The 26,397-nt window shown below is 70.9% G+C and carries 17 protein-coding genes; 3 read left to right on the forward strand and 14 right to left on the reverse strand.

Going from position 1 to position 26,397, the window contains the following annotated elements:
- The first annotated feature begins 16 nt into the window (after positions 1-16).
- Both Pla133_RS12890 and Pla133_RS12895 read left to right on the forward strand, forming a co-directional pair.
- Positions 17-1,879, forward strand: coding sequence for a site-2 protease family protein (locus Pla133_RS12890; RefSeq protein ID WP_145065838.1), 1,863 nt, complete (start codon positions 17-19; stop codon positions 1,877-1,879).
- A gap of 25 nt (positions 1,880-1,904) precedes the next feature.
- Entirely contained in the window at positions 1,905-2,867 is a 963-nt protein-coding gene (locus tag Pla133_RS12895; protein ID WP_145065840.1) for a UbiA family prenyltransferase, read from the forward strand.
- Here Pla133_RS12895 and Pla133_RS12900 read toward each other — a convergent pair.
- Complete coding sequence (locus Pla133_RS12900; protein ID WP_145065842.1) at positions 2,837-4,120, reverse strand: CCA tRNA nucleotidyltransferase; 1,284 nt, start codon at positions 4,118-4,120, stop codon at positions 2,837-2,839. The genes Pla133_RS12895 and Pla133_RS12900 overlap by 31 nt on opposite strands.
- A gap of 149 nt (positions 4,121-4,269) precedes the next feature.
- Between Pla133_RS12900 and Pla133_RS12905 the strand changes: the two genes are divergently transcribed.
- Positions 4,270-4,746: a hypothetical protein gene (locus Pla133_RS12905; RefSeq protein WP_145065844.1), complete on the forward strand. Its 477-nt coding sequence runs from the start codon at positions 4,270-4,272 to the stop codon at positions 4,744-4,746.
- A 16-nt stretch (positions 4,747-4,762) separates the two neighbouring features.
- Here Pla133_RS12905 and Pla133_RS12910 read toward each other — a convergent pair whose 3' ends face one another.
- The 13 genes from Pla133_RS12910 to Pla133_RS12965 all read right to left on the reverse strand — a co-directional run bounded on the left by Pla133_RS12910 (position 4,763) and on the right by Pla133_RS12965 (position 26,351).
- A complete protein-coding gene (locus Pla133_RS12910) occupies positions 4,763-6,547 on the reverse strand; it encodes a HEAT repeat domain-containing protein (RefSeq protein WP_145065846.1) in 1,785 nt (594 codons plus the stop codon).
- On the reverse strand, positions 6,547-8,190 hold the full coding sequence (locus Pla133_RS12915; RefSeq protein ID WP_145065848.1) for a TolC family protein: 1,644 nt from the start codon (positions 8,188-8,190) through the stop codon (positions 6,547-6,549). The genes Pla133_RS12910 and Pla133_RS12915 overlap by 1 nt, the downstream gene beginning before the upstream one ends.
- A gap of 170 nt (positions 8,191-8,360) precedes the next feature.
- Positions 8,361-9,365 (reverse strand): hypothetical protein, encoded by a 1,005-nt coding sequence (locus Pla133_RS12920; protein ID WP_145065850.1) that lies wholly within the window; start codon positions 9,363-9,365, stop codon positions 8,361-8,363.
- On the reverse strand, positions 9,362-9,895 hold the full coding sequence (locus Pla133_RS12925) for an RNA polymerase sigma factor (protein WP_419191484.1): 534 nt from the start codon (positions 9,893-9,895) through the stop codon (positions 9,362-9,364). The genes Pla133_RS12920 and Pla133_RS12925 overlap by 4 nt, the downstream gene beginning before the upstream one ends.
- A 115-nt stretch (positions 9,896-10,010) precedes the next feature.
- A complete protein-coding gene (tsaE, locus tag Pla133_RS12930; protein WP_145065854.1) occupies positions 10,011-10,553 on the reverse strand; it encodes a tRNA (adenosine(37)-N6)-threonylcarbamoyltransferase complex ATPase subunit type 1 TsaE in 543 nt (180 codons plus the stop codon).
- Between the two features lie 176 nt (positions 10,554-10,729).
- Positions 10,730-11,659: a thiamine-phosphate kinase gene (locus tag Pla133_RS12935; protein WP_419191485.1), complete on the reverse strand. Its 930-nt coding sequence runs from the start codon at positions 11,657-11,659 to the stop codon at positions 10,730-10,732.
- Positions 11,656-12,063 (reverse strand): hypothetical protein, encoded by a 408-nt coding sequence (locus tag Pla133_RS26275; RefSeq protein WP_419191486.1) that lies wholly within the window; start codon positions 12,061-12,063, stop codon positions 11,656-11,658. Before Pla133_RS26275 ends, Pla133_RS12935 begins: the two co-directional genes overlap by 4 nt.
- A complete protein-coding gene (locus Pla133_RS12940) occupies positions 12,060-12,725 on the reverse strand; it encodes a thiamine phosphate synthase (RefSeq protein ID WP_419191487.1) in 666 nt (221 codons plus the stop codon). The genes Pla133_RS26275 and Pla133_RS12940 overlap by 4 nt, the downstream gene beginning before the upstream one ends.
- Positions 12,726-12,738: 13 nt before the next feature.
- Positions 12,739-14,868 (reverse strand): helicase-associated domain-containing protein, encoded by a 2,130-nt coding sequence (locus Pla133_RS12945; protein ID WP_145065859.1) that lies wholly within the window; start codon positions 14,866-14,868, stop codon positions 12,739-12,741.
- Positions 14,865-16,637 (reverse strand): DNA repair helicase XPB, encoded by a 1,773-nt coding sequence (locus Pla133_RS12950; RefSeq protein WP_145065861.1) that lies wholly within the window; start codon positions 16,635-16,637, stop codon positions 14,865-14,867. Before Pla133_RS12950 ends, Pla133_RS12945 begins: the two co-directional genes overlap by 4 nt.
- Positions 16,634-22,423: an excinuclease ABC subunit UvrA gene (uvrA, locus tag Pla133_RS12955; protein WP_145065863.1), complete on the reverse strand. Its 5,790-nt coding sequence runs from the start codon at positions 22,421-22,423 to the stop codon at positions 16,634-16,636. The genes Pla133_RS12950 and uvrA overlap by 4 nt, the downstream gene beginning before the upstream one ends.
- Before the next feature lie 449 nt (positions 22,424-22,872).
- Positions 22,873-23,184, reverse strand: a complete 312-nt coding sequence (locus tag Pla133_RS12960) for a hypothetical protein (protein WP_145065865.1) — start codon at positions 23,182-23,184, stop codon at positions 22,873-22,875.
- Between the two features lie 371 nt (positions 23,185-23,555).
- Complete coding sequence (locus Pla133_RS12965) at positions 23,556-26,351, reverse strand: fasciclin domain-containing protein (RefSeq protein ID WP_419195388.1); 2,796 nt, start codon at positions 26,349-26,351, stop codon at positions 23,556-23,558.
- Between the last annotated feature and the right edge of the window lie 46 nt (positions 26,352-26,397).

The following is a 26,397-nucleotide window of genomic DNA, read 5'->3' on the forward strand; positions in this document are numbered from 1 at the left end:
TCGCCGCCCCGATTTCATGATCGATCTCTTCCGCGTGCTCCAGGCGGCCATCGGCATCGGCTTGGTGATCTTCGTCCACGAGGCCGGCCACTTCCTAGCCGCGCGCTGGTGCGGCGTCCGCGTGCACGTCTTCAGCCTGGGGATGGGCCCGAAGCTGTTCGGCATCAAGCGCGGTCACACCACCTACCAACTGGCGGTGATCCCGGTCGGGGGCTTCGTGTCGATGGCCGGCGAGCTCCCCGATGGCAGCGGCCGCGCGCCGGAGTCTTGGGAGTTGCCGGCCAAGTCCGTCGGACAGCGCTTCCTGGTCTATTCCGGCGGCGTGCTGATGAACATGGGCCTGGCCTTGGTGCTGTTCCCGATCCTGTTCTGGAGCGGGGTGCCCTTCAGCAAGCCGGCAATCGGTACGCCCGATCCCGGCGGCCCGGCCTGGCGCGCGGGGCTGACCAACGGCACCGAGATCGTCGCCGTCAACGGCCACAGCGTGCTCGACGGTCTCCACGTGGCAACGGAGATCGCCCTGGGCGATCGCGACCGGGTCGAGCTGCTGGTGCGCGACCCTGGCAGCACGTCGACGCGCAAAGTGGTCGTCGAGCCCGAGCACGACGAGCGCATGGGCTTCAACTCGATCGGGCTCGGGCGCCCGGCCCTGGACCCCGAGCACCGCATCGACGTGGCCGAGGACACGCCCGCCTGGCGTGCCGGCCTGCGACCCGGTGATCGCCTACAGAACGTCGACGGCCTGCCCGCGGCGATGCAGCTCGAGGATCAGTTGCGCGTGGCGATGCAAGACCGCAGCCCCCTCGAGCTGACCGTCCTGCGTAAGAGCGACGGCAGCCCGTTGACGGTCTCGATCCAACCCGACCTCAAGGAGGGTCCGGGTCGACCGCGGCTCGGGATCCTGCCGGCCCTGTGTGTGGTCGCCGCCCTGCGACCGGGGCCGGCCACGGACGAGTTGGGCCTGCGCGTCGACGACGCTTTGATCGCCATCGGTGACCGGCGCATCCTGCAGCGTGGCGACCTGCCCCTGGCTTGGCTCGCGGCGGAGCCCGACGAGCCCTTGGTGATCGCGCGCGATGGCGGGCGCTTGGCCATCGACCGTCCGCAGCTCGACGACGCGACGCTGTTCGCGATGGTCGATGACATCGCCCTGGCCCTCGATTACGAGACCCTGCGGCTCTCGGTCGCAGCAGGCGAGGGCGCGGAACAGGCGGGGCTGCGCGGCGGCGATCGATTGCTGGCCATCGACGGGCGCGCGGAGCCCACCTGGGTCGAGGTCTTCGAGATCGTGCGCACCGCAGCCGAGGAGGAGCGCAACGTCGAGCTGCGGGTGGAGCGAACTTCTTTCGCCACCGAGCCCGCGCCGCAGATCCTGACCATCGTCGCCGCCCCGATTCCCCAGGCCGACCCGGTCGACGACGGCCGCTACAACGAGTTCGGCTTCGGCGCGAATGTGTGGGAGTACACCTACCGCGCCGACGGTCCGCTCGACGCCGTACGCGTGGGACTCGCGACTTCCTGGCAGTACGTCAAGCAGACCTGGCTGACGCTGCGCGGGATGATGGTGGCGGAGATCAGCACCAAGAACATCGGTGGCCCCGTGGCGATCGGTCAGATCTCCTACGCCTTCGCCGAGAGCGGCTGGGCCAAACTGATGTACTTCCTGTGCCTTCTGAGCGTCAACCTGGCGATCATCAACGTGCTGCCGATCCCCGTCTTCGATGGCGGGCATTTGTTGTTCTTGTTGATCGAGAAGGTCAAGGGCTCGCCGGTCTCCGAGCGTGTCGTCGGCTACAGCCAGTTGGTCGGTGTGGTCTTCGTCGTCGGCCTGTTCGTCTACGTGACCTACAACGACATCGCGCGGGCCTTCGGCCTCTGACGGGCTCGGAGCCGTCGCCAACACGGTGAACGAAGCACGACAGGCTCCGCCCGGCTGGAAGAGTTGGGGCCGTGTGCTGCGGCTGTCCTTGACCGCCACGGCCGTGGCGGACGTGGCCGCGGGCGCGCTCTTGGGCGCTGGAGCCTGGCCGGGCGGCGACGCCGTGCGCCCCGCCGCACCCTGGCTCGCGATCCTGGCCTCGCTCGGCGTGTACCACGGGGGCATGGCCCTCAACGACTGGGCCGACCGCGACGAGGACGCGCGCGTGCGGCCCGACCGACCGATTCCCAGCCGTGCGGTGGATTCGCGCACCGTGTTGATGGTGGCGGTGCTGCTGCTGGTCGGCGGCCCCTTGATCGGCGCCTTCGCCTCCTTCTGGTGCGGAGCAGCCTTCGCCGCCGTGGCCGCCTGCGCCGCCCTCTACGACGTGGCCGGTCGCGGGCCTCGACGGGGTCCGCTGCTGCTAGGCCTGTGCCGCTTCGGCAACGTCGGCGCGGGACTGCTGGCGGGAGCGGCGGCCGTGGGCGGACAGGTCCGCCTCGAGCACCTCGTGTTCCCGCTGGTCTACGCCCTCTACGTGGTCAACCTGTCGATCCTCGGTCGGCTGGAGGACGACACCAGCCGCGAGCCCGGGCGCGCGCCGGCGATCGCACTGCACGTGGCCACCCTGGGCTTGGTCCTGGCTCCCTTCGCGGGTGCCCTCGTGGCCCCGATCGAGCGCGGCTGGCTCGGCGACCTGGCGCCCTGGGCCGGTGCGGCCTTGGCCTTGTCTGCCGCAATCGGCCTGCAGCGGGCCGCGGCCCGGCGGGAGCCCTGGACGAGGCCCGACGTGGAGCGCGCCATGGGTCTCTTGCTGCGGCGCCTCTTGATCCTCACCGCCAGCGCGGTGCTGGCCAGTGGCGCGCCCGGCTCGGAGCTACTGGCCCTCGCGATCCTGGCCGGCTACCGCGTCAGCCATCAACTGCGGCGGCTCTTCCCGCCCAGTTGATCCGCTTCGCCGAGTTCGGCTGCGCGGCGGGCGAGCCAATCGAGGGCCAGTCCACGATCGGTGTGTTGCCCCTCGAGCTGCAGGTCCTCGTGTTCGCTCAGCAGCTCGCCCCAGGCCGGCCCGCGGGGGACTCCGGCGGCTCGAAGGTCGTCACTGCGAAGCAGCGGCGCCGGTCGCCGGTCCGCCGCCGGCACCTCGGTGGCGGCACGTGCGAGTTCCGATCGCCCGGCCCCGTGGGTCGCGGGACAGACCTCGGCGAGTGCCCCAGCCCAGCGCAGCGCCAACGGCTCGTCGAGTTCGCGCAGGGCGCGTAGCAGGCTGCTGCGCCTGCGGCCTGCGTCACTCAAGGCCTGGCCCAGTTGCCACAGGGCGCCGATCTCCCGTCGATCCGCCCTGGAGAGCCGCAGGCTGTCCAACTCGTCGGAAGCCTGCCCGCCCCCGGAATTCCAGAACAACGCGGCCATGAACACGGTCGTCCCCGCACCGTCGCCCAGGGCCTCGATCAGCGCGCGCCGAGTGCCGGCCAGCGCCTCGTCGCCCCAAGAGTCGAAGCGGGCCACCAGGGCCCCCACGCGCGCCAGGATGGCCACGGCCGCCAAGGTTCCCGGCCAGGCCCCGATCCGGCCGAGTTCACTGGCCACGCGCTCGCCGCTGACCCGCGCCAGGCCCGGCGCGGCTGCGCTGGCGGCCTCGAGCACGTCCTGGGGCACGGTCAGCCCATAGCGCCCCGCGAAACGACCCAGTCGCAAGAGACGCAGGGCGTCCTCCTCGAAACGCGCGCGCGGGTCGCCGACCGTCCGCAAGAGGCCACGCTCCAGGTCCGCGAGCCCGCCCTCGGGGTCGGCCAGGGTGCCATCCAGGGGGTCCAGATAGAGGGCATTCGCAGTGAAGTCGCGCCGAGCGGCATCCTCCTCGAGGCTCACACCGTAGTGCACCCGCTCCGGTCGCCGGCCGTCGGCATAGTCGCCCTCGCCACGAAAAGTCGTCAGCTCCACGTCGCCGTCCGCGCTGGGCAGGATCATCGTGCCGAAGGCGCGCCCGACCCCCACCGCGCTCGGGAAGAGGACCTCGATCTCCTCCGGCGTCGCACCCGAGGCCATGTCCAGATCCTTGGGTGCGTAACCCAGGGCCAGATCGCGCACCGCCCCTCCGACGATCCAGGCCCGATGCCCCGCTGTTCGCAACACGCCGGCCACCTCGATCGCTCGCTCGCGGAGCGCCTGGGGCACGTCTTCGATCGCAGGTGTTCGCACGGGCTTGAATCTGGTGTGGTCCGAAGCGGATCATCGCGGTCGTGCAAAGGACGCCGCTGAACCGTCGAGGGGCCCGGGCAGTTTGGACTGTCGCGGACGGGGTTGCGAGCGGCAGTCGCGGCCCGGGGCGATGCGCCTGGCGAGCCGGCATGGGCCGCACCAGTTGGCTGGCGATCATCGCCGTGGCCACGGCCCTGGCAGCCCTGTCCGTGTCGCGCATGCAGGTCTACGCCGTCTACGCCAACGAGCGCGATGCGGTCCGAACCCTGCGTCAGTTGGCCGACCGCGTCGATCAAGGCGGGGGGTCGCTCCAGGACACGACCCTCGAGGCTGCAGCGGGGAGTGACTTCGATCCGTCGGGCAACTCACACTGGAGCGAGGGGGGCAACCTCCTGCGCCGCAACGGCTACCTATTCGGTGTCGCGCCCGACGCCGAAGGCCGCCCGATCTTGCAGGCCTGGCCCTGGCGCCACTCCGAGACGGGCCTGGCCGCCTACGCCCTCGAGCCGAGTCGACAGCTGGTGGCCCACCCCAACGAGGCCGGACAGTGGAGCGGTCCCCAGGCGCGGCCCGCGGTCGAAACGCCCGGCTGGCTCGACGTCACCGGCGCCCTGTCCCGCTACTGAGGGCGATTGCCCCGGCTCAGTACCAGAGCCACAAGAGGCACTGGAACCCGATCCGGCCCTGGTCGTCCTGGGTCCGCAGCGCGGCGCGCTTGAGCCTCGGGGCGACCTCGGCCGCGGGGCCGAGACCCACCAGCAGTGAGGCCGCGTAGAGGCGCTCGAGCGGCGGCAGGTCGTCGTTCTCCATGCGCTCGGTCAGGGCCGTACGCGCGAGGTCGTCGCGCTCGCCCCCGATGGCGAAGGTCAGGTCCAAACGACGCACCGGGTCCGGTTCCTCGAGCAGGAGCTCGATCAGGTACTTACGCCCCTGCGGGCCCGTGTTCGTCGCGTGCACGCAGAACCAACGGTGCGCCGGCGCCCCGGAGAGGATCGCGCCCTCGGCCGCGGCCTGGTCGGCGTAAGCCATGAGCAGCTCCGCCGCGGCGCGGGTCCTGACCACCGAGAGGGCCTGGAAGCTCGCCGCGCGTTGGGACCAGGGCAGCTGCTCCTCGGCTTCGATGCGTCGGCGCAGGCGGTCGTAGACCCGACCGGCCAGGGCCGGGTCTCGCTCCATGCGCTCGCGCAGGCTCGGCAGGACGCGGGTCAGGACCACCGGCGACTCGTCGAGGGCCAAGAGCGCCCGCGACACGGCCTCCTCGTCGCCGAGGATCGTCAAGCCGATCTGTGCCTCGGCGGCGACGGTCGGGTCCTCGCCGTTGAGGGCGCTGCGCAGGGCTCCCAGGGCGCGCTCACGTTGGGCTTCGGTGGGCGCGAGCTCGGGGTGCTCGCCGTCGGCGGCGGCGGCCAGGCCGCTGTGCAGGGCCGCGGCAGCGCTGGCGCGGATCGAGCTCTCGGGGTCGGTCTCGAGCACCGCGGCCACCACTTCCCACAGGCCCAGGCTCGCCGCAGCACGCAGAGCCGTGGAGCGCACGACGGTCCGCTCGTCGGACAGGGCGTCGTACAGGTCCTCGCGCGCGGACTCGTCGCCCCGCGCCGCGAACATGGCCGCGAACCAGGCCCGCGCCCGCGGATCCACGTCGCGGCGAATACGCTCGGCCTCGGCCAGGGTCTCGGGAACCTCCGACAGCGCGATCAGCGGCAGGATCGACTCCTCGACGTCGAGCACCTCGCCACGTTCGATCCAGTCCAGGAACAAGAGCTCGGCGCGCGCGGCATCGGTGGCGTGCATGGTGAGGGCAGCCAGGCCACGCTCGTTCGAGTCGCCGACCCGCGCCAGACCCGCCAGGTAGTCGAAGCGATCGGGCGGCGCGCCGGTGCGGCGCAGGCCGCGCAGGGCCACGGTCCGAATGGTGCGCTGCGGATGGTCGAGGGCGCGGGCCAACTGCTCCGGTGCGCCGGCGCCGTCGTTCTGGCCCAGGGCGCCCAGGGTGTTCTGGATGGAGCCGGCGCGGCTGGCGTCGTTGAGCTGGAGATCGAGCAGGCGCCGCAGCTCGGGCACGCTGTCCTCGCCCATGGCGCCGAGCTCCTCGATGGCCCGCTTGAGCGGCTCGCCGCGGCCGTGTTCGAGCTTGTCGACCAGGATCCCGATCAGGTCGGAGGTGTCGCGGTCGTAGTAGTGATCGTCCCCACAGGTGGCGAAGATCGCCTCGATCCACGGATCGGCGCGCAGGACCTCGGCCACGGGCCGCTCGGGACCGACCAGGCCGGTACCGGAGGTCCCGGCGGGCTGTTGGGTGCCGCCGATCGATCCAGCGGTCGTGGTCGCCCCTTCGGGCTTTCCGCAACCTGCCAGGGCCAGCACGAAAATCAGCGAACAACCGAGCGCCGGCCGACGCGGCCGCAGCCCGTGGGCGAGCGCACCCATCAATTCTGGTCGATCGAGCCCAGAGCGTCGGATATCTGCCCCGTGGCCTTGGCCAGGGCGACCCGCGACTTGGCGTAGGCCGAGAGGCTGGCCTGCTCGGTCGAGAGGGCCGCCGCGAGCTGCTGCTGGAACTCCAGCACCTGGAAGGTGGTCGCCAGACCCTCCTCGTAGCGCGCCTGCTCCGCCTGGAGCTGACGCGCGGTGAACTCGCGCGACTTGCGCGCGGCGAGCACCGCCTGGGCCTGGTACTCGACTTCCCGCACCGCGTTGCGGATCTCGCTCACGACGGTGGCCTCGACCTGCTCGAAGCTCAAGCGCGCCGCACGCAGGCGCGAGCGGGCGGCCCGCTCCGCGTAGCGCGCCGTGCGATTGCGCAGGGGCAAGTTGAAGTTCAGCGACCCGGTATAGGTCATGAAGTCGAGCTGCGAAGCGGTCTTGAAGGCCCCGGCCGGCTCGTCCTCGATCGACACACTGCGGGCATCCAGGTTCAGGTCCAGACCCGGCAGGCGACTGGACTCGGCCCGATCCAACTCCACCTGGGCGGCATCCACGTCCAAGAGGGCCTGGATCAACTCCGGGCGACGCTCCAGGGCCTGTTCGAGGATCTCGCGCCACGGCGCGACCTCGGCCGCACCCTCTACCACCGGCAAGCTGGTCAGGGGCTCGATCGGAATGGTCCACAGGTCGAGGTAGGCGTCCCATGCATCGTCGCTAGCCTCGCCACGGCGCAGGAGCAACGCCTTCAATCCGTCGGATCGCGCCTGGACGTCCGTGCGGGCCCGCAGGAGCCGCTCTTCCTCCTGCGCCACCTGGGTTTCGGCCTGGAGCACGTCGACCTCCGTCCCCACCCCGACCCGCAGTCGCTCGCCATTCTGCGAGAGCTGCTCCTGGGCCAGCTCGAGTGCCAGGACACGCACCTGCTCCTCCTCGCGGGCGGCGACCAGGTCCCAGTAGGCGTTGCTGACATTGGCTACGAGGTCGTCGCGGGTCACCCTGCGCCCGGCTTCGGCGCGGCGCAGGCTGATCTCCGACTGGCGCTGGTCCGCCGTCGCGGTGCGGGACCAGGCCCCGCGCAGCAGCGGCTGCGTGAAGCCGGCGCTGAGGCTGGCGTTGGTGTAGTCGCCGTCCGGGAAGGGTCCCGGGAACATCGGGTCGCCGACGATGCCGGGGTTGTTGGTCTCCGTCAGGGACTCGTCGAAGCCGACGCGGAAGCTCCCGCCGGTGGTGACCGGCAGGACCAGGTCGGCGCCGATCGAGGTCACCTGATCCGCGATGGCCGAGGCGCCGGCCGCGATGAACGTGTTGGCCTGGGGCTGGTCGGAGTCCGTGTAGGACGCGGCCAGATCCAGGACCGGGTCGAAGGCGCCCCAGGATCCCAGGCTGCTGGCCAGGGCCTGCTCGACGGTCTCGTCCTCGAGCGCCAGGCTCAGGTTCTCCGCCACGGCGATCCGCAGGGCATCACCCAGGGTGAGTTGCAGGCTGGTCCCCGGCGCGCTCTTCGGCGGCTCTTCCGGGGTCACCCCTGCGGATGACGCGTCGGCGGGGGCCTCCGTCTCCTGGACCGCCGCACGGCCCGCGGGAGCCAGCGACAGGAGCAGCAGGAGGAAGGCGGGAACGGTGCGGCGGGCAGGGGGCGTCGACATGGGCGGGTGAGGATAGGTGCGCCCGGTCGACCGTCCAAGCAAGCCCCGTCCGCTCCCTCGAACTGTCGGGGAGAATCCTCACGGGGGACCGGCTGCAACGGGTGCCGCCGACCACCGATCCGGCGGGGTCGGGCCTGCGGCGACCGGGAAGAATCAGCCGCGAGGACCTCTCAGCGCTGACCGTCAGCCCATACGAGCCAGGACGCCCAGGGTTCCGACGCCGCGAGGTTCTCGAGCCCAGCCGAGGCTCCCCGCAGCCACCAGCCCAGGTCGAGGCCGCGAGCCTCGCCGCCCGACGCGCCAACGCCCGAAGGGCTTCGGCCGGCAGGACCGACCCCGTAGGACGCCGCGCGCTCCAGCGCCGCCGGGGCCAACTCGCGCCAGGGCAACTCGACGGCCGAGAGCGCCGCCACCCGCAGTCGCGCCCGGTCCGCCGATCGGCGCGAGAGCTCGGACTCCGGATCCAGGGCCAGGGCATCGAGACAGGTCTCGAGCACCGCCAAGGAGGTCAAGGGGTCGGACAGGTCCGCCGTCAGCGCCGCCGCCGGCAGGTGCCCCACCCCGCGCCGCAACTCGATCCGCAGGGCGATCCAATCCGCCGCGGACTTCGGTCGCGCGCTGTCCACCAGACCGGCCACGTCGATCGGATCGGGCAGGGCCGCCGTTCCGATTCGGAAGCGGTCGATCCGCAGCCTGTTCTCCACCTCGCCGCGGCGCTCCGCCAGGGCCTCGGCAGCCTCGTCGTCGGGCAGCTCGAGCGGCGACCCGACCCCCGCCGGATCGTCGCGATCCACGGGCAGGAAGCTCAGCACGAAGTCCGGCATGGTCTGGGGAGCGATCACGTACCAGGCCACCGCCGGCAGTGCCAGCAGGTGAACCAAGACGCTGGCCGCCACCACGCGCAGGGCGACCGAGCGCTTCAATGCACGTCGCACGCGCATATGGAATGGCATCCCCCCCACCGTCTGCTCGATTACGCGCACCGCCACCCGGCGCGAAGCCAGGACGGACGCGTCGTACTCCTCCGCGGCCAGGCGGCGAGCCTCCATGACCGTGTCCCGCAGTCCTCGATCCGCACCGTCGCCGGGAAACTCCACGCGACCGCGCTCGAGCCAGTCCTGCAGGCGCTCGGCGCGCTCGAGGTCCGAGGGTTGCTTCGAATCCGCGCCGCTCATCGTCCGACCCCTTCGGTGTCACGTTCGGCCAAGGCCGCGCGCAGCTTGCGAACCGCGTGGAACATTCGCGACTTCACCGTTCCCACCGGGATCGAGAGGATGCTCCCGATCTCCGCGTAGTCGAGCTCCTGGATCGCCCCCAACTCGAAGACCTGGCGGTGACCGACGGGCAGCTCGGTCAGACACGACTCCAAGCGGCTGTGTTCTTCACGCACCACGGCCAGCTCCTCGGGGTCGCGCTCGCGACCCTGGGTGCGGTGCTCCGGTGCGTCCTGGTCATCGTCGCCCGCCCCGCCCGCCGCGCGCTTGGGCCGCACGGCGCGACTGCGCTCCGCGTCGATCCAGGCGTTGCGCGCCACGCGGAAGGCGAAGGCCGGGAAGCGCTCCCGCGCGACGTAGTTGTCCGCGGCCCGGTAGAGCTTGATCAGAACGTCCTGGACCAGGTCCTCGGCCTCCTCGAACGACGCCCCGAGGCGTCTGAAGAAGCCGAGGAAGGTTGCGGATTCCCGCTGGACGAAGGCCTCGTACACGGATGGATCTCCTGCGCGAAGCGCCGTCAGTGGGTCCCTTGCATCGGTCCAATCGTCCCTCAAGGGTCAGCCACCTGCGCGCTCACGAACAACAACGGCCGGTTCCGGGCTGGGTTCACGTGGGATTGCCTTGCCTGGGAGGAATCGTGCACGAATGGGCCACCAGCACGGCCCAGAGCCCCTCCAGGGGCCCCAGCGAGCCCCCCTCGCCGGTGATCAGCCGGGCCGTGACCCGGCGCCGCCGGGGGTCTAGGTGGGCCAACTCCAGGGCCAGGTGGGGTCGCGGCAGCCAGGCCTCGACGTGGCCCGCCCACTCGATCACCGCGGCCGACTCGCCCAGGAGCAGCTCCTCGCCCCCAGCGGCCAGGAAGGAGGCCTCGCGCTCGGCCATCCAGGCGTCCAGGTGGTGCAGGGTCAGACGGCCCGCGTACTCGTGGGCCAGGGTGTAGGTCGGGCTGCTAACCGGGTCCTCGGACTCGATGCCCCGCGCCAGGCCGCGTACCAGGCAGGTCTTGCCGGCTCCCAGCTCACCCGAGAGGGCCAGTACACAACCGGGCAGGAGGGCCCGTCCGAGGGCCTCGCCCAGCGCTTCGGTCTCGTCGGCCGAGTTCGACACGAAGCTGACCTCGGGCGGCACCGATCGGGGTTGGGCGGTCATCACGCGGCCCAGGCTAGTGTCCTGGATCAGAAATTCGGCGTCACTTCCCGGGCTCCGATCGCCGCTGGCGTCGCCTGCGCCTCCTCCGAGTATCGCAGCGGATACGCGTCGTCGGCGCGCCTAGCCAGCATCGATCGGACCTCCGGGCAGTGACGCCGAACTTCTGATCCAGGACACTAACAATCGCCGTGCAGGTAGCCGAGCTGCGCCGGCGCCGGTACACGGTCGCCTTCCCGGTCCCGCACGACGACGCCCTCACCGCGCACCACTCGACCGAGGATCCGCGCCCCGGGCAGTCCGGCGGCCAGCACTCGCATGGCCGCCGCCCGCGGCAGGGTCGCGAGCAGCTCGTGGTCCTCTCCATCGATGAGGGCATGTGCCAGGGGCGTGCGGCCCGTGCGGCGAGCCAGTCGAACCGCGTCCCGGTGGATCGCCGGATCGCTCAGCTCCAGGCGCACTCCCGAGGCCCGAGCGAGGCGCGAGGCGTCGAGCCACAGGCCGTCGGACACGTCGATCATGGCGCTGGCCCCGGCCTCGCGCAGGGCCCGGCCGGCGGCCAGGCGCGGCTCGATCCGCAGGTGTCGGCCGAGCAGGCTGCCGCCGGTCGGTCCCGTGCAGAGCACCACCTGTCCCGGGCGCGCACGATCGCGTCCCGGCGGGCGGCCCCTGCCCGGCAGCTCGCCGAGGGCCGTTACCGCGGCGCTCGCCGGTCCGACGCCCAGGGCCAGGTCACCGCCTACCAACTCGGCACCGAAGCGCTCGGCCTCGGTCCAGGCGCCGCGGATCAGGGCGCGCACGGCGGCGTCGGTCCAATCCCGCGGCAGGCGCAATGCCAGCAGCACCGCCCGCGCCGACGCTCCGCAGGCCGCGAGGTCCGAGAGGGTCCGAGCCACGGCCTTGCGGCCCAAGAGCCGCGGCGCGGTTCCGACTGCGGCGTGCACGCCCTCGATGACTTGGTCCGTGCACAGCACGGGGCGACCCTGCATACGGCGCAGGACCGCGGCGTCGTGGCCCTGGCTGCCGTCGAGCAGCGACGGTCGCTCGCGACTCGCCAGCCAGCGGTGGATGCGAGCCTCGCTCCAGCGGCGCTCACCTGCGGCGCTCACCAGCCGACCGCCATGATCAGTCGCGCCACCACGCGCTCGGTCGCGATCGGTCCCAGGTCGTCGCTGTCGTTGCCGGGACAATCGTCGCGCTCGGTCTCGATCCAGAGGGCGCCCCGTTCGATGAGCGCGCGCGCGGCCGGGTCCAGGTCGCGAGGTGCATCCACGACCCGACCCAGGAGCAGCTCGCCGGCGCGACCTTCGAACAGCACCGCAGCCCCGGGGCCGAGTTCCTTGGGTCTGCGATCGACGATCACACGATCCCCCGGCGCGAAGCCGTGCAGCGGCGAGCAGCCCTGCTCGGGCAGGGTCAGCATGTCGGCGCGCCAGAACAGGTAGCCGAGGCCCGCGGCCGCGACGATCAGCACCGCCCGGCGCGTGACGAGCAGAAATCTCGAGGGACTCACCGGTCGTTCTCCCAGGCATCGAGCAGGGCGGCGGTGCCGCGGGCCGCGGTTCCTGGATCCGACTGACCCAGGATGGCCCCCAGCACGGCGATGCCCTTCGCGCCGGCGCGCCGCAGCGCCGCGGCGTTGGTCGCGTCGACGCCGCCCAGAGCCCAAGTGGGCCGCCCGTCACGTCGCAGCTCGGATTCGAACCCATCGACGCCCAGGGGCGCGCGCCAGTCGACCGCCTCCGGGTCCGGGTGCGAGCGCGTCGCGGCCACCGGTGCGAGCAGCAGGTAGTCGCAGCCTTGCCGATTCTGCTGCGGGTCGTCGGCGTGGGCCGAGAAGCCGATGGGGACCGCTTCGCCAACGAGAGTTCGAGCCGCGCTCGGTTCGAGGGACCACCAACCCAGATGCAAGGCGTCGCCGTCGCAGGCAGCGAACAGGTGCGCGCGGTCGTGGATGCCGAGCCAACCGCCCGCGCCCAGCTTTCGGCGCAGCTCCCCAGCCAGGGCCAGGAAGTCGCGGTCGAAGAGGCACCGCTCCCGAAGCAAGACGCCGCGCAGGCCCGCCGCAACCGCCGCCTCGCAGCGCTGCACCAGCGCCGCGCAGTCAGCCAGAGTGAGATTGCCCGGGGTCAGCGCGACCAGGGGCGGAGGCGTCCAGTCCTGATTGGCGACCAACCGAGACACCGGGCTAGTCGACCAGATCCGGATGCAGCTCGACGATGTAGCCCAGGTCGCGCAGCAGCGCCCGCATGCGCCGCGGCGTCGTCTTGCCGCCGAGCTGGATGCAGGTCGGCTCCAGGACCCGGACCACGTAGCTGCGCGCACCCGGGCTGGCGGCCAAGCGCCGCAGGGCCTCGGTGTCCTCGGCCCGCAGCTTGAGGTCCGCGTCGATCACCATCAACCCGGCCTGCAGGGCCCAATCGCGGATCGAATAGGTCACGTTCTGCGGCACGGGCGTGCGCGAGTTGCTCTCGAGGGTGGTCAGGATGCGATCGAGACGCATGCCCTCGATCAGGGCCCGCCGGACGGCCTGCTCGACGATCCGGAAGTGGATCGTCTCCCCGACCTTGTCGCGCACGCAGAAGCGATCCAGGTCGTGCATCAGCTCCGCGTCGTCGCTGCTCTTGAACAGCACGACCTCGAAGTCGGGGGTCACGACCAGGTTGCCGACGCCCGGGCGAGCCGAGGTGCCCGCATCCAGGCCCAGGAGCCGCGCGCCGCTGTGGGTCAGCCGCAGGGCCACCGGGCGACCGGCCGCGTCGTAGCCCAGGTCGACGACCCCCAGCAGGTACAGCCGCTGGCGCGCCCAGCGCACCAGGTTCCAGGACATGCGCTGAATGTCCTCCAGCGGGCCGTTGCGGCCGCGTTGGTTGCGGTCCGCGATGGCTTCGGCCACGTCCAGGTCGTCCAGGCTCGCCAGGTACTGGTTGCGCGCCAGGAACGGCAGGTACATCAGGTCGTACCAGGTGCCCGGCTCGATGCGCTTGAGCATCCGCAACAGGAGTTGGCGCAACTGTCCCTGATGGAAGGGATCCATGCCCTCGATCGCCTCACCCAGTGCGAAATCCAGGAGGCGCTCGAGCTTCTCCTGCAGGGGCTTGCTGCCCCACATCCGCCCTTCCGAGGTCACGCCGAGGGTGCGCTCGCCGGTGCCGTCCACGAGCCCTTCGCTGCGTGCGAAGCCGAAGATGAACTGCAGCACTTCCTCGCGCGAGAGCTCGCGCCCGGGGTTCGGGATCAGGTGCTGCAGGATCTTCTTCTCGGTGGTCTTGAAGATCTCGCCCTTGACCGTGTAGCGGACGTCGTTCTCCTGCAGGAAGGCCAGGAAGCGACTGACGTTGGTGAACACGTCGATGCCGCGCGCCAGCTCCTCGTGGGGGCGGTCCGGGTCACTGGGAACGGCCACGCGCCGCAGCCAGGCCAGGGCGACCTCGTTGAAGACCACCAGCGTGTCGTCGCAGTGGGCGATGCCGTAGCGCGACAGGTCGACCGGTTGCACCGTCCCCACCAGCGACTGCTCGAGGATCATCGCCCAGCGCCGACCGTTCCAATGGGGCAGGTCGATCTTCATGCGCTCGAAGAGGGCCTTCGAGAGCACCCCACCGAACTCGAGGATGGCCTTCTCGACCAACTCGCGCACTCCGCCGGGGAGGCGCTCGACCCGCGCCACGGCGGCCGAGTCCGTGGCGTACATCTTGTACATCTCGCGCAGCCGCTGGGGCGTCACGAGGGCCGCGCGGGCCGGATCCGAGTAGGCCTTGTCCAGGTGTCCGCGCAGGGTCACCAGGTCGAAGATCCCGCGCATCCGCACCCGCCGCGCGCGCACCAGGGCGTCGGCCAGATCGGTCGGAATGGCGTAGGAGCCGTTCTTCCCCGATCCGCTGGCCGCCGCACCGGTCTCATGGTCGACGGGGATCACCAGGGCACGGCGCTCGAGCGCCTCCAGGCATGAGCGCAGGTCGTACTCATTCAGGTGCGCCAAGCGCCTGGCCGTGGAGAGGGCCTCGAGCGTCGAGCGGTAGTCCGGCACGCCGATCAACTCTTCGAAGACGCCGCCCAGGCGCTTGCCGAGCTCGGCAACGCGACTCTCGAGCGTCTCGGGCTCCGACATCCACTCGACCACTTGCCGTCGGACGATGGACTCGCCGCGGGGGATCTCCGCCGTGTCGGTCCCCGCCCAGAAGCGGTAGAGCTCGGTCAGGTCGCGTTTGGGCCGCAGCGAGACGGCCTCGTCGACACCCAAGCGCGCGACCGCGGCCTTGCGTCCAGCGGCGATGCTCTTGGGCTTGCCCATGCTCTCGGGATTGTCTTCCCTCACGTCATCTCTCCATGACCCGCGAGCTCCTCCGCGCCCGCGGCTTCGACGATTTCATACGAGTAGCCCTGCTCCGTGAGGAAGAGCTGGCGCTTCTGCGCGAACTCCTGATCACGGGAGTTGAGCGTCACGACGGCGTAGAACGCGGCCGCGGATCCATCCGACTTCGGTCGCAGGATGCGTCCCAAACGTTGTGCCTCTTCCTGACGGGACCCGAAGGTCCCCGAGACCTGGATCGCCACGTTGGCGTCCGGCAGGTCGATCGCGAAATTTCCGACCTTCGACACGATCAGGATCCGCTCTGCGCCGGAGCGGAAGGCCCCGTAGAGCCGCTCACGCTCCGCGTTGGGCGTGCGCCCGGTGATCAGTGGGACACCCAACTGGCGCGCGAGATCCTTGAGCTGGTCGATGTACTGGCCGATCACCAGCACGCGCCCCTCGGAGTGCTTGCGGATCAAGTGCTCGACGACCCGCAGCTTGTCGGGGTTCTCGGAGGCCACGCGGAACTTCTTGCGCGCGTCGGCCGCCTCGTAGGAGGGCTTGAACTCCTGCGGCAGGGGCACGCGCACCTCGACGCAGCGGGCCGTGGCGATGAAGCCCTGCCCCTCCAGCACCTTCCACGGCACGTCGTAGCGCTTGGGACCGATCAGGCAGAAGACCTCGTCCTCCTTGCCGTCCTCGCGCACGAGCGTCGCCGTCAGACCCAGTCGCCTGCGGGCCTGGAGCTCCGCCGTGACGCGGAAGATCGGCGCGGGCAACAGGTGCACCTCGTCGTAGACCACCAGGCCCCAGTTCTCCTGGCGGAACAGGTCGAAGTGCTCGAACTCGCCGGCCCGGCTGCGGCGCCAGGTCAACATCTGGTAGGTCGTGATCGTGACCGGCCGGACGATCTTCTGGTCGCCCGTGTACTCGCCGACCTCGTCCTCGCCCAGGGCCGTCTTGTCGAGCAGCTCTTCGCGCCACTGGCGCACGGCCACCGTGTTGGAGGTCAGGATCAGGGTCTTGGTGCCGACCAGGCTCATGGCCGCCAGGGCCACCACCGTCTTGCCCGCGCCGCAGGGCAGCACGATCACGCCGGAGCCGCCCAGCACACTCCCGCCGCGGTAGAAGGCCTCCGCCGCCGCGCTCTGGTAGTCGCGCACCTGGAACGGCGTGCCACGCCGTGTGGTCGCGCGCAGCCCGATGGCGTAGGGATCGCCGTCGCGATAGCCCCCGCGGTCGTCGACCGGGAAGCCAATCCGAATCAGGGCCTGCTTGAGCGGCCCACGCTCGAGCTCTCCCAGCCGCAGTCGCCCCTCGTCGTCGCGCTGCACCAGGGCGGCGATAGCACGATGGGTCAGGACCTCGCGCACCGCCTCCGGATCGTCGGAGACGAGCTGGAAGCCCTCGGCATCGAGGCGCTCGATCCGCAGCAGGCCGTAGCGCCCGAACCAGGAGCGGATCTCGTCCAGGATCGTGGGCGGGATCGGCACACAGGAGTACTCGAAGAGCTCGTCCTCGACGTCCTGGGCGGTCATCCCGAGGGCCGCCGCGTTCCAGATCGAGACCGGGGTGATGCGGTAGCTGTGGAGGTAGTCGGGGCTCTTCTCCAGCTCCGCGAACTTGGCCAGGGTGTCCCGCGCGGCCGCGTAGCGCGGGTGCTCCTCGGTCAGCGGGCGGCCGTCTTCGTCCTTGGCAGCGCGGCCGTCGGCGTCGATCACCGAACGCACCGTGTGCAGCAGCAAACTCTTGTCCGACTGGACGATCAGAGGGTTGTCGGGCAGCAGTGTCACGTGGTTGCCCCCAGGCTGCGCGCCTTGCGCCTGCGGCCGCGCACGGGCGCCTCGGCGCCGGATGCGGTCAGCCACGGCCCGGTGCTCGAATCGCGGTTGGCGATGATCTCGTCCGGGGTCCCGTCGGCGATCAGACGACCGCCGTCCTCGCCACCGTCGGGGCCGAGTTCGACCAGTCGGTCACAAGCTGCCAGGAGGCCCGTGTGGTGCTCGATCACGACGACCGCGTGGCCGCTGTCCGCCAAGCGGTGCAGCACGTCCACGAGCTTCTGCACGTCGGAGGAGTGCAGGCCGGTACTGGGCTCGTCCAGGACCACGACGCTGCGCTCGACATCGTCGGCGCGCAGCAACTCGGCCGCCAGCTTCACCCGCTGGGCCTCGCCGGCCGAGAGCGTGGTCGAGCTCTGCCCCAGGGCGATGTAGCCCAGGCCCACGTCGCACAGGGTCGCCAGGACCCGCGCCAGGCGCGGCTGGTGCTCGAGCAGCTCCAGGGCCTCGCTCGCCGGCAGCTCCAGGAGGTCCGCGATGGAATGCCCGCGGAACCGCACGTCGAGCACCTCGGGGCGATAGCGCTTGCCGCGGCACTCCTCGCACTCGAGCCACAGGTCCGCCAGGAATTGCATCTCGACCTTCGTGGCCCCGCGGCCTTCGCAGGCCGGACAGCGCCCCTTGGACGAGTTGAAGGAGAAGTTCGCGATCGTGAAGCCGCGCATGCGCGCCTCGGGTGTGCGCGCGAACAGCTCTCGCAGGGGGTCCATCAGCCCGACCGCAGTGGCCGGGATGCTGGCCGGCGTCCGACCCAGGGGGCTCGCGTCGACGACCACCACCCGCCGCGCGCCGCGCGCGGCCGGAACGGTCGAACGCCAGCGCCCCTCCGGACGCTCGCCGCGCAGGGACGGCACCAGGCACTCCATCACCAGCGAGCTCTTGCCCGAACCGGAGGGTCCGCAGATGCCAGTGAGTTGGCCGTAGGCCACGTCCAGGTCGACCTGCTTGAGGTTGTGGACCTTGCCGCCGACGACTCCCACCCGGTCGCGTCCCTCGGGGGCCCGCCTGGCCGCGCGCAGGGTGAGTTCGCCCCGCAGGCCCTTGCCCGTCAGGGAGTCGGCGACCTGCGCGACTTCGTCGGGCGTCCCCGACGCGACGACCGTGCCGCCGTAGCGCCCGGCGCCGGGGCCCATGTCGATCAGGTAGTCGGCCCGGCGCATGACCTCTTCGTCGTGCTCCACCACGATCACCGTGTTGCCCAGGTCGCGCAGCTCGAGCAGGGCGTCGGTGAGCCGCTCGATGTCGCGCGGGTGCAGGCCGACGGTGGGCTCGTCCAGCACGTAGCAGACTCCCACCAGGCGCGACCCCAGGCTCGCGGCCAGGCGCACTCGACGGGCCTCGCCACCGGACAGCGTCGACATGGAGCGGTCCAGGGTCAGGTACCCCAACCCCACCTTCCGCAGCAGTTCCAGCCGCGAGCGCAGCTCCTCGACCACCGGCGCGACCGCCTTCGATCGCGCGGCCGGCAGCTTGAGCTTTGCCAGCCACTCGTGGATCCCGTCGATCGACGCACCCAGCAGCTCCGGCAGCCGGTTGCGACTGACGGTCACCGAGCGCGGTACGGGTGCCAGGCGTTCGCCCGCGCAGGCGCGGCAACTCGCGCGGCGCATGACCTTCTCCAGGATTGCACGCCACTCGGGGTCCTCGGACCGCGCGTGCCAGCCGTCCACGGCGCCGCACAACCCGGTCCACTCGGCGCTGAAGTTCTCCTCCAGCTCGAAGTTGGCGCCCTCCTTGGAGATCTGCACGCGGTAGCTCTCCTTGGCGCCTTGCCCGTCGATCAACAGCCGCTGGTGGGCCTCGGTCAGCCGCTCGAAGGGCTTGGCGAGGTCGATCCGGTGGGCCTTGGCCACCGCCCGCAAGAGGTGCTCGTAGTAGCCCTTGCCCTTGGTCAGGTAGCGCCCGACCTTGCCCGAGATCGCCGTCGGCGCGCCGCTGGCACCCAGCACCAGGGGTTGGCCCGGGTTGTCGATCAACAGCTCCTCGGCGCAGCGCCACTGCTCGCCCAGGCCGTCGCACTCCGGGCAGGCGCCCACGTGGGTGTTGAACGAGAAGTGCCGCGGCTCGAGGTCGGACTCGATGGAGAAGCCACACTCCGAACAGGCGCCGCGCAGGTTGAAGTCGAGCCGCTCGCCGCCCTGGATGGCGACGCCCACGTGACCCTGGGCCAGGTGGTCGGCCTGCTCGACTGCCTCCGCGATGCGGCTCTTGGACTCGGCCTTGAAGGCCACCCGGTCGATCACCAGGTCGATCTGCGACGCGCGGGTGATGCGCGGCAGCTTGGCGTCCAGGCGGTGTTCGACGCCGTCCACGAGCAGGCGCGCGAAGCCCGCCGCCTGCCAACCCTCGGCCAGGCGCTCGAGGGCCTCGGCGAGCTTCGCCGGTCGGCGCCCGCCCGGGGGGAAGGCCGGCGCGACCACGTAGCCCTTCTCGCCGTCGAAGGCCTTGAGCACCGCGCGGGTGACCTGGCCCGGACCGGTGCGCTCGAGCTTCTCGCCGTGGTCGGGGCAGCGCCGCACCCCCGCCCGCGCCCAGAGCACGCGCAGGTGGTCATGGATCTCGGTGGTCGTGGCGACCGTGGAGCGCGGATGCCCGAGGGAGGTGCGCGCTTCCACGGCGACGGCGGGCCCCAGCCCTTCCAAGCGCTCCACCGGCGGCCGATCGCGGGAGCTGAGGAACTGGCGCGCGTAGGTCGAGAGGGACTCGACGAAGCGCTGACGGCCAGCGGCGTAGATCGTGTCCAGGGCCAAGGAGCTCTTGCCGGAGCCGCTCGGACCGGTGATCACCGTGAGCGCGTCGCGCGGGATCTCCACCGAGACGCTACGCAGGTTGTGGATCGTGGCGCCGACCACCTCGATGCATTCGCGCGGCGCGACGGGCACCGAGGGCGCGATGGCCGGGCCGCTGGCCAGGTTGCGTTCGGCGCGCAGGGCCTCGCCGGTGTAAGACTCGGCGTGGGCCTCCACCTGCTCGGGGGTGCCGGCGACGATCAGCTCGCCGCCCTCGGCGCCCCCCTCCGGACCCAGGTCGATCACCCAGTCGGCCGAGCGCAACACGTCCAGGTTGTGCTCGATCACGAGCACCGAATGGCCCCCATCCACCAGGCGCTGGAGCGCGCCCACGAGGCGCGCCACGTCCTGGGCGTGCAGTCCGGTGGTGGGCTCGTCGAGCAGGTAGAGGGTGTGCTTGCGCCCCTGCTTCTGCAGGTGCTTGGCCAGCTTGACGCGCTGGGCCTCGCCGCCGGAGAGAGTCGTCGAGGGCTGACCCAAGGTCAGGTAGCCGACGCCCACGTCGACCAGCGCCCGCAGGGGCCGGGCGATCTTGGGTAGGTCTCCGAAGACCTCCAGGGCCTCCTCGATGGTCAGACCGAGGACGTCCGAGACGTTGCGGTGCTTGTACTGCACGCCGAGCGTCTCGTCGTTGAAGCGCTTGCCCCCGCACTCCTCACAGGGCACGGTCACCGGCGCCAGGAACTGCAACTCGATCAGCTGGGCGCCGGCACCCTGGCAGACCTCGCAGCGCCCGCCCTCGACGTTGAACGAGAAGCGCCCGGGCCCCCAGCCGCGCATGCGCGACTCGGGCATCTGCGAGAAGAGATCGCGGATCGGCCCGAAGGCCCCGGTGTACGTGGCCGGGTTCGAGCGCGGCGTGCGGCCGATCGGCGCCGCGTCGATGACCACCAGGTCCTCCACCGCCTCCGCGCCCTCGAGCGCTTCGTAGGGCTCGGGCTCGGGAGTCTCGAGTCCAAGGCGACGCGTCAGCGCGCGCCGCAGGGTGCGATTCACGAGCGTCGACTTGCCCGAACCGCTCACGCCGCTGACCGCGGTCAGGGTCCCCAGGGGGAACTCGAAGTCGACGCCCTTGAGGTTGAAGCCGGTAGCTCCCGTGAGCCGCAGGCGATTGCCATTGCCTTCGCGCCGCACCTCGGGCCGCGGGAAGGTCAACAGGCCCGCCAGCAGACGCCCCGTCGGTGAATCGGTGTGGCTGATCTCGGAGGGCGGCCCCTGGGCCACCAGGCGCCCGCCGTGGGCTCCCGCGCCCGGCCCGATGTCGATCAGATGGTCAGCCGAGCGCAGGGTGTTCTCGTCGTGCTCGACGACGATCACGGTGTTGCCCTGGTCGCGCAGGGCGCGCAGGGCGCCGAGCAGTCGACCGTGATCGCGCGGGTGCAGCCCGATCGAGGGCTCGTCCAGCACGTACATGACCCCCTGCAGGCCTGCGCCGAGCTGCGCGGCCAGGCGGATCCGTTGGGCCTCACCGCCCGAGAGGCTGTCGGCCGAGCGGTCCAAGGACAGGTAGCCCAGGCCCACGTGGCGCAGGAAAGCCACGCGCCGATCGATCTCGAGTAGCAGCGGCTCGGCGATCTGCCGCGCGCGGTTGCTGAGCGCCAGGCGCTCGAAGTTCGCCGGCAGGTCGTCGATGGCGCTCTGGAGCAGCGTGCGAATCGCCGTGCCCCCCACCGTTACCGAGCGCGAGACCTCGTTGAGGCGCGTGCCGCCGCACTCCTCGCAGACGCCGTGGGAGAGGAACTTCTCCACCATCTTGCGCCGGCCGCCCTGCTTCCAGGCGCGCTCCAGGGCGGGGATCACGCCGCGGTAGCGGCGGTTCCAGGTCACCGATCCCTGGTAGCGCTTGCCGTTCCAGTTGCTCTGATCCTCGAAGCGCTTCTCGCCCGTGCCGAACAGGATCGCGCGCCGCGCGGCGGGCGTCAGGTCCTTCCAGGGCGTGTCCAAGTCGAAGCCGACCTCCGCGCCGATGTTCGCGAGCAGTTCGAAGTCGACGCGCGGGAAGTTGAGCGCCCCGCCGCTCTTGCGCGTCACGGCCAGGGCGCCCTCGCGGATCGTCAACTTCGCGTCCGCGACCACCAGGGCCTCGCTGGGACGACGAAGAACGCCCAAGCCGTCGCAGCTGGAGCAAGCGCCGTGGGGCGAGTTGAAGGAGAACAGGCGCGGCTCGAGGGGCGGCGCTTCGCGGCTGCACTGGGGGCAGCTCTGCAGGGTCGAGTGCGCGTCCTCGCGCTTGGCGTCGAAGACGATCACGTCGCCCCTGGACTGCTCCAGGGCCTGCCCCACGGCCTCGCGCAGCCGGGCCAGGGTGCCTTCCTCGATCCGCATGCGGTCCACCACGACCTCGACGGTGTGGCGCTTGTAGCGGTGCAGCTCGGGCACCTCTTCGATGCGGTGGACCTCGCCGTTCACGCGCACGCGCACGAAGCCGCGCTTCGCCAGGTCCTCGAACAGGGCCTTGTGCTGACCCTTGCGGTCGCGGATCAAGGGCGCGAGCACGTGCACCGACTGGCCGTCGAAGGCCTCGAGCAACTGCTGCACCACCGCCTCGGGAGTCTGCGAGACCAGGGGCTCACCGTGGTCGGGGCAGTGGGCAATCCCGGCGCGGGCGTAGAGCACCCGCAGGTGGTCGTAGATCTCGGTCAGGGTCCCGACCGTCGACCGAGCGCCCCGGGGAACGGCCTTCTGGTCCACCGCGATGGCGGGCGCCAGGCCCTCCACGCTGTCCACGGCCGGCTTCTCCATCCGCCCCAGGAACTGGCGCGCGTAGGCCGAGAGGGTCTCGAGGAAGCGCCGCTGGCCCTCGCGGAAGAGGGTGTCGAACGCCAAGGAGCTCTTGCCCGACCCGCTGACCCCCGTGACCGCCACCAGGCGGTTGCGCGGGATGGCCACGTCGAAGCCCTGCAGATTGTTCTGCCGGGCTCCGCGAATGATGATGCTATCTGCAGCCATCCGAGGGACTTAGGAGCGGGAAGGACTCGCTGGGGCGGGCTCTGGGCCGCGCGCGGAGGGAAGGCGGCGGGTGTGCGGCGGGGGCGCTCGTGTGGGGTCCAACAGGGTTGGTCCGGCCCGAATCGAACCCGCGAGGATAGCAGCCCCCGCGGGGTGCCGGAAGCGCGGCTGAAAAGGCACCGCCGGGCCCCCGTCTGGCCCCCGCCTGGCCCGCCGTAGGGGCTGATCGAGAGTTCTCGCGACTTCCCGTGCTCGATCTCGGCCAAACCTTAGGCCGCGCGGCCCTCGGCCGACATCGCCACGCTTCACCAACCCCATCCGTCCCGAGCCAGCCATCCGGGAGCCCCACTCCCGCGTCACTCCATCCGACTCCCTTCAGCGTCGGCGCGCGAGCCGCGGACCCCGCTCGAAACCGGGCTCCCCGCCCGGAGGCGAGGAGCCCTTCCCAGTCAGCTGGCCTTCGGTCGACGACCGCGCGGGCGGCGCGACTTGGGCAGCGCCACGCCCTGTCCTTCGAGGTACTCCGCGAGGGGCGCTCGGCTGTCTGCGAGGGCATGGGCCAGGGCGGTCTCGCCCTCGACCTTGGCCGTTTCCATGGCCTTGTCCAAAGTACGAACGGCCGAGAGAGCAGCCCGGTGGGCCGCGGATTCCTTCAGTTCCTTGGCCGCCGCGCGCGCCTTGACGCGTTCGATCTCGGTCTGCAAGTCCTTGATGATCTCTTCGGGGCTACGACGACGCTTGCGAGTGCCTTTTTTGGCCATGATTTCCGTCCACGCCAATCGCGCGGGTGTGTTGGGGGTCTTGAGAGAGAGGGTTGGGTCCAATTGCGCATCGCCGTGGAATCCGGGCCTCGATGCCGATTCTGCTGTCGAGGATCCTGCGATTGCCTACCGAGACATGCCGATCAGGGGTGGCCCGATCGAAGCTGCCGTGTGGCGTCAATCCGGTCCCACGCCCAGTGTCAATCCGACGTCGGGACTCGGGCCGATGCGGGTGAAGAGTAGAACTCAGTCGATCAATCGAGCCAAGCAGAAGGGCCGCGTGCCGGGGAGTTTTCCCCGCACGCGGCCCTATTCCGGGGCGCAGGCCGTCTTCGGTGGACCGAATTCAGGCCGCGCCGTGCCCGGCTGGGTCAGAAGGAAATCGCAAAAACTTCCGGAGCCGCCGAAGTCGCTCCCGTCTCGAGCCCGTCGGCAGCGTCCGTCGGCGGCAAGAAGAGCAGCCGGGTGGCGTCTTGGGTCAGCGGCCAGACCGCACACCAGCGATCGATGCTCGGCGACTGCGGGATCGATCCGGTCGTTGAATCGCCCGACGTGGAGGGCGTCGACGGCGTCCACTCCAGCACGAAGACCATCGCCGGCTCGAGCGCCTCACCCGAGGCCAGGATCAGCCGCGCGCCCATGACCTGGGCCGGCTCGTCGATCAGGACCAGCGCGGCCGTGGGACCGTCCGCCAACAGGGAGGCTCCGTCGTTGCGACCACGCCACTGGGAGGCCGCCGCGAGGGCCAGGCTGCCGCTGCCCCCATCCGCGATCGCGCGCGCCGTGGAACTCGCGCCGATGCCGACCAGGGGGGTGACCATCCCAGCCCGACCGGAGCTTCCAAGAGCCATCATCGCGGCGCCCGAGAAGCCCGCCTCGTCCGCGCCCGTCGAGCCCGCGCCTTCCTCCTGATCGGCCACGGTCAACTGGGGCAGGACCGCGGTGGACGGCACGAGGACACGGTCGATCAGGTGCACGACCCCGTTCGACGCCAGAAGGTTGGCGACCACGACTCCTGCTTCGGTCCCGATGGTCAAGCCACCGACTCCGTTGTCGGTGATGTTCAGCACTTCACCACCCAGGGTCGTCACCGACCCGGCGGCAAGGAGGTCCGCCGCACACAGGAACTCACCCACCACCACGTGGTACTTCATGACCTCGGTCATGTAGTCGTCGTAGGCCGGCTCCTGCAGGTCGGTGAACATGAGACCGAGATCCGTCGCCAGGTCGATGTACGCGATGTCGTCCGGAGCGAAGAAGGTGAAGGGTCCCGGCGTCGCCAGGGTCACGTCCAACCCGGTCTGCTCGAGCACTCCCTTGATGGCTCCATAGCCCGACACGGGAAGTCCTTGAACGAGCTCGGTCACGTTGTCCGGCACGAGCTGCTGGTAGCCGTCGAGGATCACCGCGTCGATCACGTGGACCACACCGTTGGTGCAGGCCACGTTGACCGAGGAGATCGCGACGCCGTTGACCAGCACCACGTCCCCGGCTCCGAGGGTCACGTCGATGGCGGGCCCAGCCACGGGGGTCAGGCTGCCCGCGCCCAGGGCACCGGCGGCCGTCTGCTTGCTGTTCGCGACGTGGTTCAGCACCAGCGTCTGCAGGTTCGCGGCCTGGGAACCGTCGAGCAGGCAATTCAGCAGGCCGGGAGGCAGGGCCTCGAAGGCCGCCTCCGTCGGTGCGAACACCGTGCGCGCCGTCGCCTGGCTGCCGTCGAACAGGGCCTTGGCCCCGGTCGCGTCAATCGCGGCCACGAGCGTGTCGAGCCCGCGAGCCTCGAGGGTGCTGTAGATGTCCGTGGGGACCGACAGAACCCGGTCGATCCGGTGCACGTACCCGCTCGACGCCGGGAGGTCGGCGTCCACGACCTTCGCGTCGTTGACGTAGGTCGTCGCACCGATCTGCTCGACGATCAGGTCGCCGCCCTGCAGGCTGGCCTGTTGCCCCGCGACGAGCAGCGCCTGGGAGTCGAGCTTGCCGGCCACCGCGTGGTAGGTCAGCAGGCCGGGCAGGTCGCCCGCGGGCCCGTTCGCGATCAGCAGGTCGAGTTGGCCGCTCGGAAGCGCCTCGAAGGCCCCATCCGTGGGTGCGAAGAGCGTCGCCTTGGCGTTCAGATCGCTCAGCGCTGCGCTCAGATCGGCGGCCGAGATGGCCACGCTCGCCAGGTCCAGGTCGTAGCCGGAGACGGAACCCGCGACCGTATCGGTCCCGAGCAGGCGATCGATGCCGTGCAGGACGCCCTTGCCTCCGGGAACGTTGATCGTCTCGACCAGGGCGCCACTGACCCGCAGGCCGTTCCCTTCGGGACGGAAGAAGAGGGCGGGACCTTGGGAGCTGGCAACGCTGCCGGCCTCGAGGCCCGCAGCGGCCGAGGCCTTGCCCGGGGCGGAGTGGTAGAGCACCAGCTCGAGCAACTGCTCGGCGTTCTCCGGCGCGAGCAGCTCGTCCAGGGTCTGGGTCCCGACCAGGGACAAGAGCGCCGCGTCCGAGGGCGCGAGCAGGGTGTACTCGGCGGTTGGATCCTGGAGCACGGCCGCGACCCCCAGGTTCGCCAGGACTGCCGCGAAGATCGTGTAGCCACGCTCGTTCAGGGTCGCGATCAGGTCATCCGCCGGCGGCAGCAGCACCGAGTCGAGCCGATGTACGAAGCCGTTCTGCGTCTTGATGCCGACGGGCTCGAGGGGCAGGTCGTTGGCGTAGAGCTGGGTCCCGAGCCGCTCGATGAAGACCTGCCGACCGTCCAGGGTGTCGACCTCGCCCAGGCCGGTGCCCGTCGCGCCCTGCAAGGCGGCGGTCCCGAGGCTCGCGGCGAGGACGTGGTAGGTCAGCACGTCCGCCTGCTCGGCCGGCGTCAACGATCCGAAGAGGCTGCCGTCCGCCAGGGGTGCGGCGAGGGCGGCGTCCGTGGGAGCCAGAACCGTGGCGGCACTGGCGCCCTCGACCGTTGAGGTCAGGCCGGCGGCGTCGAGGGCCTGGACAAGGTCACCGAAGCCCGCGTTCGCCAAGGCCTGGGAGGCGGACCCTGCGACCGTCGCCGACCCGCCGTCACTGCCACCACCACACCCGGCCACGAGTGCGAGCGCTATCCCGGCTCCCAGCGCTGCTCTCGGACTACGGACTCGTTGGGAGAGGAAGTTGAACTCGGGGGTCGTGGCTGTAGTCATCGCGAAGTGGGCAGTAGGGTTAGGCACGTCGCCTACGAGTCTCGAA

It is taken from the genome of Engelhardtia mirabilis (assembly GCF_007748095.1).
GTDB lineage: Bacteria > Planctomycetota > UBA1135 > UBA1135.

What these genes read in the sequence shown, in the direction of transcription:
- Pla133_RS12965 (WP_419195388.1), bottom strand. Translation starts at nt 26,351, where the DNA reads ATGACTACAGCCACGACCCCCGAGTTCAACTTCCTCTCCCAACGAGTC.
- uvrA (WP_145065863.1), bottom strand. Translation starts at nt 22,423, where the DNA reads ATGGCTGCAGATAGCATCATCATTCGCGGAGCCCGGCAGAACAATCTG.
- tsaE (WP_145065854.1), bottom strand. Translation starts at nt 10,553, where the DNA reads ATGACCGCCCAACCCCGATCGGTGCCGCCCGAGGTCAGCTTCGTGTCG.
- Pla133_RS12915 (WP_145065848.1), bottom strand. Translation starts at nt 8,190, where the DNA reads ATGTCGACGCCCCCTGCCCGCCGCACCGTTCCCGCCTTCCTCCTGCTG.
- Pla133_RS12890 (WP_145065838.1), top strand. Translation starts at nt 17, where the DNA reads ATGATCGATCTCTTCCGCGTGCTCCAGGCGGCCATCGGCATCGGCTTG.
- Pla133_RS12905 (WP_145065844.1), top strand. Translation starts at nt 4,270, where the DNA reads ATGGGCCGCACCAGTTGGCTGGCGATCATCGCCGTGGCCACGGCCCTG.
- Pla133_RS12910 (WP_145065846.1), bottom strand. Translation starts at nt 6,547, where the DNA reads ATGGGTGCGCTCGCCCACGGGCTGCGGCCGCGTCGGCCGGCGCTCGGT.
- Pla133_RS12960 (WP_145065865.1), bottom strand. Translation starts at nt 23,184, where the DNA reads ATGGCCAAAAAAGGCACTCGCAAGCGTCGTCGTAGCCCCGAAGAGATC.
- Pla133_RS12920 (WP_145065850.1), bottom strand. Translation starts at nt 9,365, where the DNA reads ATGAGCGGCGCGGATTCGAAGCAACCCTCGGACCTCGAGCGCGCCGAG.